General features: G+C 54.6%; 9 protein-coding genes and 2 pseudogenes. 4 read left to right on the forward strand and 7 right to left on the reverse strand.

Annotated features, from left to right (window positions below; translation table 11 throughout):
• Window positions 1-3: 3 nt before the first annotated feature.
• From AC5SEO_RS25460 to AC5SEO_RS25470, 3 genes are read left to right on the forward strand one after another with little or no spacing between them, the layout of a single operon-like run.
• On the forward strand, window positions 4-690 hold the full coding sequence (locus AC5SEO_RS25460) for a DUF4286 family protein (RefSeq protein ID WP_013761191.1): 687 nt from the start codon (window positions 4-6) through the stop codon (window positions 688-690).
• 10 nt (window positions 691-700) lie between these two features.
• Window positions 701-1,549: a fumarylacetoacetate hydrolase family protein gene (locus AC5SEO_RS25465; protein ID WP_013761192.1), complete on the forward strand. Its 849-nt coding sequence runs from the start codon at window positions 701-703 to the stop codon at window positions 1,547-1,549.
• A gap of 23 nt (window positions 1,550-1,572) precedes the next feature.
• Window positions 1,573-2,352, forward strand: coding sequence for a 2-keto-4-pentenoate hydratase (locus AC5SEO_RS25470; RefSeq protein ID WP_013761193.1), 780 nt, complete (start codon window positions 1,573-1,575; stop codon window positions 2,350-2,352).
• A 144-nt stretch (window positions 2,353-2,496) separates the two neighbouring features.
• On the opposite strand, the gene AC5SEO_RS25475 is transcribed toward AC5SEO_RS25470, so the two are convergent.
• The gene (locus AC5SEO_RS25475) at window positions 2,497-3,447 is read right to left on the reverse strand and encodes a bile acid:sodium symporter family protein (protein WP_112200610.1); all 951 of its coding nucleotides are present in this window, start codon (window positions 3,445-3,447) and stop codon (window positions 2,497-2,499) included.
• 706 nt (window positions 3,448-4,153) lie between these two features.
• The gene (locus AC5SEO_RS25480) at window positions 4,154-5,068 is read right to left on the reverse strand and encodes a nucleotidyltransferase and HEPN domain-containing protein (protein WP_112200611.1); all 915 of its coding nucleotides are present in this window, start codon (window positions 5,066-5,068) and stop codon (window positions 4,154-4,156) included.
• A 316-nt stretch (window positions 5,069-5,384) separates the two neighbouring features.
• Here AC5SEO_RS25480 and AC5SEO_RS25485 point away from each other — a divergent pair, with 316 nt between their 5' ends.
• A complete protein-coding gene (locus AC5SEO_RS25485) occupies window positions 5,385-5,519 on the forward strand; it encodes an HAD hydrolase-like protein (protein ID WP_019567047.1) in 135 nt (44 codons plus the stop codon).
• Between the two features lie 426 nt (window positions 5,520-5,945).
• Here the strand turns inward: AC5SEO_RS25485 and AC5SEO_RS25490 are convergent, their stop codons facing one another.
• The 5 genes and pseudogenes from AC5SEO_RS25490 to AC5SEO_RS25510 all read right to left on the reverse strand — a co-directional run.
• Window positions 5,946-8,456, reverse strand: coding sequence for a J domain-containing protein (locus AC5SEO_RS25490; protein WP_162691751.1), 2,511 nt, complete (start codon window positions 8,454-8,456; stop codon window positions 5,946-5,948).
• Window positions 8,453-10,147, reverse strand: coding sequence for an Hsp70 family protein (locus AC5SEO_RS25495; protein WP_112200613.1), 1,695 nt, complete (start codon window positions 10,145-10,147; stop codon window positions 8,453-8,455). Before AC5SEO_RS25495 ends, AC5SEO_RS25490 begins: the two co-directional genes overlap by 4 nt.
• Window positions 10,148-10,334: 187 nt before the next feature.
• Window positions 10,335-10,631, reverse strand: a complete 297-nt coding sequence (locus tag AC5SEO_RS25500; protein ID WP_236772241.1) for a hypothetical protein — start codon at window positions 10,629-10,631, stop codon at window positions 10,335-10,337.
• A gap of 39 nt (window positions 10,632-10,670) precedes the next feature.
• Window positions 10,671-11,229: pseudogene (locus tag AC5SEO_RS25505) on the reverse strand (IS5 family transposase); the annotation flags it as partial.
• A gap of 300 nt (window positions 11,230-11,529) precedes the next feature.
• Window positions 11,530-11,640, reverse strand: a pseudogene (locus AC5SEO_RS25510) (SMI1/KNR4 family protein); the annotation flags it as partial.
• Between the last annotated feature and the right edge of the window lie 62 nt (window positions 11,641-11,702).

An 11,702-nucleotide genomic window follows, 5' to 3' on the forward strand; every position in this document is an offset into this window, starting at 1 on the left:
CCTATGTCTCTTTTGGGAAAAGCCGTCGTCGCCATCTGGAACGACATCTTGCCGGAAGGCCGCGAAAACTTCATCGAATGGCATAATCGCGAGCATATTCCGGAACGCGTGGCGATCCCCGGCTTCCTGCGCGGACGCCGCTATGTCGCCGAACAGGGCACCCCGGAATATTTCACGCTCTACGAAGCGGCGGACGCACAGGTGCTGGTTGGCCAGCCCTACCTGGAGCGGCTGAACAGCCCCACGCCCTGGACTAAAAAATCGACCGCCGACTTTCGCAACACGACGCGCGGCGTGTGCAACACCGAATACTCCCATGCATGTGGTGACGGCGGCTTTATCGCCACCTTCCGGTTTGATGCCGCCGATGAGCGGAAGGCAGCGTTGCAATATGCGCTATTAGAAGCGCTGACCGAGATCGGCAAACTGAACGGCGTCAGCGGCGTGCACCTGTGCATTGCGGACAATGGCGCAAGCAGCCTTGCGACAGCAGAGCGAAAGGGTCGGCAGGTGGGCGTGCCCAACTGGATCATACTCATCGAAGGCGGCTCCGCCCTTTCCGTAACGAACGCCAGCGACGCGTTGGCACATAAACTGTCGAAACAGGAGTTGACGGGGTCGGTGGAAAGCGGGCTTTACCGGCTCGAATTTTCGCTGGGCGAAAACGCCCTTCAGCAATCGGCAGCATAAGGAAAACAGCATGAAACTTCTCCGTTGTGGCCCATCCGGTCATGAAAGGCCGGCAGCAATCGATGCCGATGGAAATATCCGCGATCTCTCTTCCGTTATCACCGACATCACCGGTCAGACGCTTTCGCGCCGTTCCCTGGCTGACCTTGGCAAAATCGACCTCTCGTCACTTCCCATCGTGTCACCAGATGTCAGAATCGGCGCCTGTGTCGGCGCAGTCGGAAATTTCGTGGCAGTCGGCCTGAATTACAGCGACCACGCACTCGAAACCAACACGCCGATCCCGGAGGAGCCGGTGCTGTTCAACAAACACACCTCCTGCATTTCCGGGCCGAATGATCCGATCGTGCTGCTGAAGGATTCGGAAAAAACTGACTGGGAAGTGGAAATCGCCTTCGTCATCGGCGAGCCCGCCTACAATGTCAGCGAAGAGGACGCGCTTTCCGTTGTCGCCGGTTATTGCGTCTGTCACGACGTTTCGGAGCGCGCCTTCCAGATCGAGCGCGGCGGCCAATGGACAAAGGGAAAAAGCGGGCCTGGCTTCGGCCCGCTCGGCCCATGGCTCGTCACCCCGGACGAAGTCGACGATGTGCAAAACCTCGGACTCTGGCTCGATGTCAACGGCCAGCGCATGCAGACCGGATCGACCGCGAAGATGATCTTTCCTATCGCCACTCTCGTCTCCTATATCAGCCGCTTCATGCGCCTCTTGCCAGGTGACGTGGTTACGACCGGCACACCACCGGGCGTCGGCCTTGGAATGAAGCCGCCGGTCTTCCTGAAAGCCGGAGATGTCGTCGAACTTGGCATTGATGGCCTTGGCAAGCAGCGCCAAATCGTGACAGCATTCGGCCAATAGACAGAATGAGGGATGATGACTGGATGACGGCGATCGAAAAACTGGCCCAACGCCTTCTGAAAGCAGGCCTGAACAGCAGCAAAATTCCGCTAGCGTCAATCGAGGTGGATGGCCTCGTTCCAGACGGCCTTGAGGAAGCCATGGCCGTTCAACGCGCTTTCGTTGAAGCTTCAGGCAAAACGGTGGGGGGCTGGAAGCTGGCGATCCGGCCGGACGGGAACGCGGTTGCTGCGCCGATGGTCGATTGTTATGGCGTCGATGAGGATAACGTCGCGTCTTTTACTGGAAGAGACGTTGAAGGCATCGAGGTGGAAATCTGTTTCACCCTCGCCTCCGACATACCCGCGGCAACCGCAACCCCGCTAAGCAGGGCCGATATATTGACGCATATCGACGCCGTTCACCTCGGCGTCGAGCTCCTCGGCTACCGGCTGGTGGAAAAGAACCAGGTTCCCTTCCCGCTTTTTCTGGCGGATCGCCTTGCCAATCGCGGATTTGTTCTCGGGCCGGAAATCAACGCGGCAATCGTTGATACCTTTGCCGACAATACCGGCGATCTACCGCATCTGACGGTGACCGAAGGCACAGATATCCGTTTCGATGCGGTGGTGAAACATCCTAATACCGATCCACTCGCCCCGCTCATCGCTTTCGCCAATTCCAAGCTCAACAGAAATGGAACGCTGAAACGCGGACAGATCGTCACCACCGGCAGCCTTTGTGGGGCGATAACAAGCGACCTTGCCGCCGAAACCTATATCGATATGAAACCGGTCGGGGCTTTCACACTTTCATGCTCTTGATCGTCGCCTTAGGCCATCGACGCGGATAGTGCTTCCGCGTCGATGGCGATTTTGGTCGAGACGTTACGGATCTAAGGCGTCATGTTTCGAAGCACCCCTTTCGGGCTGCTTCACATCACGTCGGCCAATCTTCGTCCGGCGATCCTATCCGGCTTCCGTCGTCGCCGTCGTGTCCACCCGCCCCGAAAACCAGTTGGCCAGCAACGCGCCGGAGATATTGTGCCAGACGCTGAAGATGGCGCTGGGCACAGCTGCGAGAGGCGAGAAATATGCTGTCGCGAGAGCGGCACCGAGACCGGAGTTCTGCATTCCCACCTCGATGGCGATTGCCTTGCGCTTGGCGAGGGAGAGACCCGTCGCCTTTGCCGCAAAATAGCCAAGCAGATATCCAAGACCATTATGGAGAACCACGACGGCAAATATCATCAGTCCGGACTGGGCTATCGCACCTTTCGATGCGCCGACAACCGCCGAAACAATCAGAACGATACCGATGACGCTGACAAGCGGCAGCGCAGGCACAGCCGCCTTGACGACGTTCGGCAACAGCTTCTGCAAGGCGGCTCCAAGCGCCAGCGGGACCAGCACGACCTTGACGATGCTCAGGAACATTGCCCAGCCATCAACCGGCAGGAACTGGCTGGCAAACAACCACACGAGGAATGGCGTCACCAAGGGAGCAGCAAGCGTCGTCACTGACGTGCAGGCGACGGAAAGGGCGACATCGCCCTTCGAAAGATATGTCATGACATTGGACGATGTGCCGCCCGGGCAGCAGCCAACCAGGATGACACCTGCTGCCACTTCCGGTGGCATCGGGATTAGCAGAGTCAGCAGCACCGCAAGTAACGGCATGATGAGGAATTGGCCGAGCACACCGATGGTGACATCAACAGGGCGCCTCACGACTTCACGAAAATCGTCGACCGAAAGCGTGAGCCCCATGCCGAACATGATGATCGACAGAAGCGTAACGATCCACGGCGCAATCTGCTTGAAGGTTTCTGGAAAATAAAAGCCGAGCACGGCAAACAAGATGACCCAGACCGCAAAGGTTTTGCCCACAAAAGCCGAAACGGCTGCCAGCGATTTCATGTCTACACTCCCAAAATGAACATGAAACCCCCTCTAGACTCCTAGGGTGCTCTGTCAAGGTCATTACGCCGTTGCTACAACCTCGCGGTCAAAAACGATACGTCGCAAATCCCGGAAGATCGAATACCTCTAGGTCAACAAGCTCAGTTGGCCAAATCTAGCCAACATTCACCGCAACATCTGCCCCACCAAATATGAAGCCAGATTGGCTGCAAAACTCATCGGGACGCAACCATATCTAGCGCGACTCGAATTTTCATTTGGCCTTGCTTACGGGAATGCTAATCTTATCAGCGACTTCGATCCGCCTCCCCGAAAAAGCGCGCCTGGGCGCATAAGGATCATGACGGCCTATGTCATCGACGCCAAAGGTCTTGTTTCGAACCGAGGCAGGTCCATAAGCCGCATCCCGTGGACTTCATTTCGGTTCATCTTCACTATACGAGTGGCGTCGGCACCACTGGGTTACCAGTCTACAGCGCGTCTGCGGACGCTTATCGCGGCAAGCGCCAGCAGCGTTAAGAAACCTGGGTGATGTAGACAAGCGAGCCGCGACCGAATCCCGTTTGCTCGAGGAAATGACGGCCACCCATGCCGACCAAAACGAGACGATGAACAGGATTGAAAGAATAGGTTGTACCCTGTGGTTCATCACGCTGCGGTGGCTGCGACCTGAGCTCAAACGAATTTGTGCTACGGGTGAAGCTCAGTCGCTGGCGTTCGCGGCCTGTTCGAGCTTTTCGATGTGCTCGCGGCAAAGCGTCTCAACCAGCTTGTGAAGTTCCGCAGTCCGCTCCTGAAGCCAGGTGAGCGCCTCTTCGGAAACCTCGAAACGCTTCGAATAGCGTGCCTTGACGTAGGCCTCATTCAGGATGTTGTACCACGTGGTAAATCGCTGACGATCGCGTGGCCAGATGTCGATCAAACGGTGATCACGACCTTCGGAAAGTCCACGCAGGAATTTGAGATTGTGCGACGCAGGGGAATAGTTTGTCAGTGTCAGGAGGTAGCAGTTATAGGCGGTCTCCACTGCCTGATGGAGTGTAAAGGCTGCTAGATTAAGGTATCCTGACTTCAGGTAAAATCCGACGCCTTCGAGGAATCCCACTGCATTTTTGAACTGCTTTTCAAAATGCTCCTCTGCCACCCTGAGTGCATCAGCAGGTTTGAGCGGTTTCGGTTCAGCCAGCGGCCTGTCGTCGAATTCGTAAAGCACGATGCCTTCACGGGCGAGATCAACAAAGAAGGGTTGGCCGTCATTTAGAAAATTGCTGATCTCGCGAGCGCCATGCACGATGAGACCGACAGGTGTCTCAATTTCCTTGTCCCACATCAGCCGGTCTGTTGTCTTGTCCCAGTATTTAGGATCGGCAAGTTCCTTGTTGCTGACGATGACGAGAATGTCGAAATCCGAGCGATAGCCTTTCGACGTATGTGGTTCATCCACCCAGGTGCCACGCGCGTAAGAACCAAACAGAATGATTTTGAAAATCCGTCCATCCTTCTTGGCGTCCGACTTCGAGCGCTCCACCAGATCAGCAAACTCTTCCTGAATAATTCCGACGACGCGCGCGAGCTCGCGCTGCTTTCGTTCCGGCAAATGTTCAACGCTGGTCTTCATGTCTGCTCCGTTTCTGGACGGTATCCTCTATGGGCCATTGTAAACTTCTTTGAAACTCCGATTTTTGGTCGCCGCCAATCGGATGCTTGTCTCCCGCTAGCGCAATCTTCCGGCGCGTTGTCTGCGCCCTCACCTGTTTGTCCAGTCGCGCCAGCAAACCCAATCCTCGTATCGTCCACCCCTTGTCCCCCGCCACTGATCAATCGTGCGATCGGTTTACGCATATCGCCCTCCCCTGATTGACGCGCTTGTGTCCCTATTCAAACACGAGCAATTGCCACTTGGCGACTACTACTTTTAGTAGTAGAAATGCCTCATGGAACGTGATATTGCGGGCGCTTCCGGCGCGGGTCTTGCCTCATGCCTTGTCAGGACCGGCATCCTCCCAGCGCACCCCATGCTGAACCGGATGGAATTGCCGCTGGATATGATATTCGTCCCAATTTCCTGATGGATCGGTTCATAGTTTAGGGAACAAAATACCCGGGGCCGATAGGGCCACAACCTACGCATAAACCCAGGAAGCACAACACCTTGCAGTAGAAGATATATGTCGATTGCATCGACATATTAAATCCCACATGTCGACTAAATAAGGAAATATCGACATGGCCTGCTGCCGGTTTATGGGACACGGGGTTAAGCTAATCCCAGCTTGTTTTCAAATTCCAAAGGGCTGATATAGCTCGGTGTCCACGAAACCGGCAGCAGGCCAGTTCTTCATCCATGGAACGCCGATCTCAGATTAGGCGGCAGCGAGTAACGTGGGGGCACACCACCGGTTACCTTCCAGCTTGCCATCACAACGATGTCCACACAGCCGAAAAAAGTAGTTTCAGGAAAATTGCTATCAGCTTACGCGCTATTGGCATTTTTTTCACAGGTCAAAACAAGAACCTCCTGGCAAATGAACACGAGAATTGCATACCTTCTGTCCTTCGGGAGTGCCATGTAACTCGTCCAAAAGCCTGCTCAAGATTGTCCTGACGTCGTCATCACTGTTGTGCTCGATATAAAACCGGGACAGATTTTTACCGGTTTCCTGTTGTTGGGCCCGTAGCAGATACGCTGTCGCAGTGGTCCAGAAACCGGGAGTGTCCTCCGGAAGCGACTCCGGAAGTTTTGCTAGACCGCGGCGCGAAATCTTCAAGCTGAGCAGCGTATTGTCGGTCTCCAGGATAGTGCCGAGAAGGAAGAAAAATGCACGCCTCCCAGCCAATGCCGATATGTCAGGCACGCGTGCAATATAGAACATTCCAGGCTGCACTTGGAGCTTATCGGTTGATGAAATCGTGGACGGGCGGTCGGGCTGCGTCCCTTTTGCCCATCCCCGCAGGAAGTTACTCAGGATAGGGTTGCTGGGCAAAGCCTCACGTCTGATGGACTCATTATCAAGCTTGATTTCTGGGAGCGGTGTGTCGGCAAGAAGAGATTGCGGCTGAAACAATGCGGTATCAGGCGCAAACAGCAGCCAATGGAACTGTGAATAGAGAATGTCCGGTTTCGATTTTGAGTCATAGCGCCTCGCCTGACGCGCAAACTCAGATAAAACGGCCTTTCTAAGAAACTTTTTGTCATCGGCGGAAACGAGTCCTTGAAGCTCTGGAGCCATGAAACTCCAGATTGCCTGCTCGGTCGGCCAACCATTGCGGAATTTCGCATCCCTAATAAGAGGACCCCACTCGTTCAGAGCCTTCTCAATATCCACACGCATCCGTGGTGTACCGATACGATAGAGAAACGACCAAACGCGCAGTTTGGCGTTTCGGACCTCGTGCAACCTGTTGGCGGACGGGTCAATAGTGAGCGACGCAAATAAGGCGGTATGCGTTGGACCGCTGCTCGCGCTAAGAAAACGCTCTTGGTTCCGGGTCAGGGTGGGGAGCCATAGCAAGTTGGACAACTTTCCAGCAGGAATATCGGGCGTGATCAGGCGGGTCGAAAAGCCGTCCGGTTTGCTCGATCTAATGCTTTGAAAGAAATCGAAAAATGAATCGTAGCTAAACGCCTCGGCTCTGATTGCCGCATCAAACGCTGGTAAAACCATGTCCGTCACGAGCTTTTCGGCGGGCAAGGGGTAAAGGTGCCTGTTGCTCCATATGTTGCTGCTACTCGCCGCCAAGATTATAAGTCCGACAACAATAGGAATTATTTCTATACCGGTGACAAAAATTAATGGCCAGTCTTGGCTGGCAGGCGAGTAAGGCTGCAGGTGGTTGCGCCGCCGGACCAAGTCCCAAATGTGTTTTTTATCCGTCTTGATAATACGTTTGATCCAGGATCGGAGTGTGAGCCTCCGGAAAAGGATCCCAAAAGTCAGACGTAATGCTAGCAAGGACAAAAGCGAGACAGCGGCAAATCGAATGTCTGTGCCTTTACCAATTCCCCATGCCAGATAGGCGGTAACAAGAGTGAGTCCGAAAATGGTAAGACCAAACCAGAGATTTATCGACCGCATGATGTAATACGACGGCATCAGCGTCTTGGTGCAATCGAACGAGAAAGGCCAGCGCCCCTTCTCCAAAGCCTCGTGATAATATGAGTTGAGATCAATTGTCCCTAGGCGTGGTGGTTGATCTTCCAAGGGGAAGAGCGGGATTTTTCCATTGAAGTAAGCCGGTTTGCCCTGACTACTTCTGCGCAAAATAGCATTGCCGCGCTGCGCTTCGGCGAGCCAGTCGAAATAATGTTTTGCCGATTGCCAGCCGCAGACCGTGGTGAGAAGGCCCGGATTTTCCGAAAAATTCGCTCCCTCCTCAATGGCGTTGACCATTGCAGCGACGCCTTTTCCCTCCGTATAGTCTGACAACGGGATTGTATCACCCTTCGGCGGCAACAGTCCCTCGATACCTCTTGCGAGCGCTTGGATGAAGTTTGCATGTTCGGCAAAACTTAGCTCACTAGATGCGCGGTTTAATAGTTCTGTCCACTTGTCGACGCGCCAGTTGCCTTTCTGCGCAACTCCACGTGTCCGTTCTCTTCCAAAGCTGATAAGTTCACCCAATTCATCTAGCAGCCGAGGTAGATTTTCTTTTCCGGCTTTCTCCTTCTGCGTGGGCTCCAAAAAAAACGGCGCTACGGCGCGTTGTGAGTCATTTTCAGGCTCAGCCGGATTGTCGGGATTTTCAGAATTGCCGAAGCTGCCGGAACCCTCTGCAACTCCGTCTGTGCTTATGCCGTCAGGCGAAGATGGGTTGGCGATTAGCACGTCTACCATCCGGCACTTTACCGTCGCAAGCGCCTGCTTGCGAGCTTCGACCAGAAGCTGGAACCCTGTTGGGTCCTCATCCGGGCGAAAATCCCTGAGACGTCGCGAATAGGCTTTGCGGATCGCCTCCTCGTTGCTCAGGGGCTTGATGCCGAGCAACGCCCAACAATCGCCACTCATTGCGGCTGGCCCCACATTTGATCAAGCGCGTCCAGCTGTTTGGCAAACTTTTCCCGCAGTGGCCTCGCATCCCGCAGTCTCTGATTATCCAGAGCCGCGATAAACTGCGCCATTAATGCTGATATCTGTTGGCGCTGCTCGCCGATTGCCTCGGCGTAGAGGCGCTCCGCCCTTGCGACCAAGGCGAGGTTTTCTTGCTGCTCGCGCGGGGCCAACTTGATTTTCGATAGTTCCTTGAAGCGCAGAGCGATTTCGGATTCGGTCAGGCTGGATTGGTTTTGGAACACTTTACGCTTAAGTTCTCCTGTCGAGAGAATCTTGACCTCGACCTCGAGCGCGCCGCTGACATCATAAGTAAAGCGGACCCCAATGCATTGAGATCCGGCCTTGCCAAGCGGTACCGGCACCTCCAGATTTCCGATCAGAATGTTCTGTGAAGGCCGCATGTTCTCGCCTTGATAGACCTGTACATCAATCTTGGTCTGCCCATCGACGGTGGTGGAGTAAAACTGCTCGCGACTTTGCGGAATGATCGCGTTGCGTTCGATAATGGGCGACATCAGCAACTCGTTTAGGCCGTAGGCTTGCTCAACCGACGCAATACCCAATGTATAGGGGCACACATCAGTCATGATGATCTCGTCAAGCGCTTCGTGCCGTGCATGGAGCGCAGATTGAAGCGCCGTTCCGATGGCAATGGCGTGATCGGGATTAGGATGCAACAGGGGAAACCGCCCGAACAAACGGGTCGTCATGGTCTTGAGCAGCGGCATTCGCGATGCGCCACCCACCAGAACAATCTGACTAAGCGACGACGGATCTGTTTCGGAATCGCGAATGACCCTTTCAATCGGTCTCCGCAACCGAGTGATCAGCGGCTTCCACAGCTCCTCTGCCTCCAGTCGCGTAATTTTGCCCTCAACGTCTTTTCCAAAGATGTTGATATGATAAACCGCGTCCTGGGTCTCGCTCAGAGCTGCCTTAATCCGCTCGGCCTCGTTCAAAAACCTGGCCCGATCCAGAGGCCGCTGGCTTCCGAAATCGATATCGTGGAGGTTCATGAGGTGTGAAGCCAAGCTGTCCCTGAAATCATTGCCACCTAGCATAGAGTCCCCGGCGGACGCCCCTATCTCCATAACCCCGTCGAACTTGCGTAATAGGGAAACGTCAAACGTGCCTCCTCCGAGATCAAGAATCAGAAATTGCCCATCCTCGGAGCTTGCGATTCCATGGGCCAGTGCAGCGGCAGTCGGTTCGTTAATAAGTCTCGTTACATTCAGCCCTGCCAGATGCGCGGCATTGATGGTGGCCTTACGCTGCGGATCGCTGAAATAGGCCGGGATAGAAATAACCACATCAGATACTTCGATATCGAGCGCAGCCTCTGCGTCTCTTTTCAGGCTTCTCAGGACAAGCGCAGACAACTCCTCGGCGCGCCATGCCTTCTTCGCAAGTTTCACCTCGTGATTTGTCCCCATCCACCGTTTGAAGGATGCCACCGTTTTGTCCGGGTGAGTAACCAGCCTGTCGAGAGCTGGACGTCCGACAATTGCGTCGCCGTTATCCGCAATACTGACCACCGATGGTGTCAGAAAGTCGCCCAGCGCATTCTCGATCAGTTTCACGCCCTGATCAGTCCAGTGTGCTACTAAAGAGTTTGAGGTTCCAAGATCGATACCAATAAGCGCCATTAATCGTTCCATGTCCTAATTAAAGAAAAGACCTCGCACCAATCGCTCACTGAGACCAAGTTCGTGCACTTAATTTCTTATGAATTGCTATATCCAACCGCCCAGGACTTGCCGAGGCGCTTCACGCCTTCCTCAGCGATCGGTGCTAGGCCCTGTTGACAAAGTAGCTTCAGCCGCGCGTTGAAAACTACTTGTCTGCGTCTCCCAAAAAGGCTTCGATGCTAACTCCGTGAAGCCTTTGACGCGCTGCCGCGGACGTCAGCCTGACGTCGGGATTTTCCTCCACCGCCCTTCCATACCAATATTTTGCGGCATGAAGGTCGCCGATCTTCTCATAACACTCTCCCAAACGCTCACCGAGATATCCGGCATCCAACGACTGGTCGCCATCTGCCATGAAAAGATAAATCTTAATCGCGTCCGCTCTCTTCCCACTTGCGATCAGGTCTTTTGCTTGGCGCTCTAAATAATTGAAGTTATACAAGATTTATCTCCTGTTTTTTACAGCGTGTGGCAGCTTCAGCTAAGCTGCACAACTCACGAACCGGCGCAAGTGTGGCAACCATATTTTTGCGGCGGCCAACACGAGAAAGGTGGCGAAGGATTTTTGGGTTTTGGCGTATCGGGTAGCGACGCGACGAAATTGCTTGAGCCTGTTGAACAGCCGCTCAATGCGGTTTCGGTCCCTCTAGGCTCTGAAGTCACAGGCGGGCGGGTCTTTGCGGTTGGCCCTCGGAGGGATGACGAGTTTGATCCCGTGGACCAACAACTCTTCGCGCAGAGCGTCGCTGTCATAGCCCCTGCAAGAAACAGTCTCAGCTTGCCAACCGGCATTGCCAGAAGATCGGGAACGGCATTGTAATCCGAAGCTACCTGTTAGGATGAAGCGAAGAGAACGTCCCTGACCGTCTGCACGGGCGTGGATTTTCGTCGAAAAGCCGCCGCGGGATTGACCAAGAGCTTCCTTATAAGTCCCCCTTTTGCCGCCGCAGCCTGAGAATGGCCGCGAACCCGTCGATCATATGCTGCCAGTCATCGGCCAGCCTAAGTTCGACAAGCGCCTCCAGCAGCGCGTCCCATAGAGTGACAACATGGTGGTAACGAAACTGTCATTCACTCCCTGGATCGCCGAAGATTTTGTATTCAACACGGTGCATCCGCCTAAGAGAAGAGAGACGACAATTATCCAAGCCTCGCCGGCCGATTTGCCGCTCAATCTTTGGCGCGGTTTCGGTTGCTATAGTATTTGCCGCGCCTTCAGTAGTTTGTCCAGCAGTGCCGTTCGACCCAGCGCTTCCGGGCCTGGTCTGCCCGAGCTTTTCAGCAATGCCGGGGCGGCTCAAATTGTCTCAACGGTGGCTCGTATTGCATAGCCGAAATTCTTACGCTCCACCCAACCAGACATCGTTTGCCCACGTTGCGAGGTTGGGCGAAGTCTCGGTCGTTGGACCGTTGTGGTCCCAGAAATGTATTCTGCCGTCGGGCGCGATGCAGTAGTAGTCTGTAGTGGCCCCCTAAATCCCCGGACACGATCTCCCACTTGTTAAGTGTTAGG

The sequence above is a fragment of the Agrobacterium sp. K11 genome (genome assembly GCF_059429395.1).

What these genes read in the sequence shown, in the direction of transcription:
- AC5SEO_RS25495 (WP_112200613.1), bottom strand. Translation starts at nt 10,147, where the DNA reads ATGGCGCTTATTGGTATCGATCTTGGAACCTCAAACTCTTTAGTAGCA.
- AC5SEO_RS25470 (WP_013761193.1), top strand. Translation starts at nt 1,573, where the DNA reads ATGACGGCGATCGAAAAACTGGCCCAACGCCTTCTGAAAGCAGGCCTG.
- AC5SEO_RS25485 (WP_019567047.1), top strand. Translation starts at nt 5,385, where the DNA reads ATGGAACGTGATATTGCGGGCGCTTCCGGCGCGGGTCTTGCCTCATGC.
- AC5SEO_RS25460 (WP_013761191.1), top strand. Translation starts at nt 4, where the DNA reads ATGTCTCTTTTGGGAAAAGCCGTCGTCGCCATCTGGAACGACATCTTG.
- AC5SEO_RS25480 (WP_112200611.1), bottom strand. Translation starts at nt 5,068, where the DNA reads ATGAAGACCAGCGTTGAACATTTGCCGGAACGAAAGCAGCGCGAGCTC.
- AC5SEO_RS25475 (WP_112200610.1), bottom strand. Translation starts at nt 3,447, where the DNA reads ATGAAATCGCTGGCAGCCGTTTCGGCTTTTGTGGGCAAAACCTTTGCG.
- AC5SEO_RS25490 (WP_162691751.1), bottom strand. Translation starts at nt 8,456, where the DNA reads ATGAGTGGCGATTGTTGGGCGTTGCTCGGCATCAAGCCCCTGAGCAAC.
- AC5SEO_RS25465 (WP_013761192.1), top strand. Translation starts at nt 701, where the DNA reads ATGAAACTTCTCCGTTGTGGCCCATCCGGTCATGAAAGGCCGGCAGCA.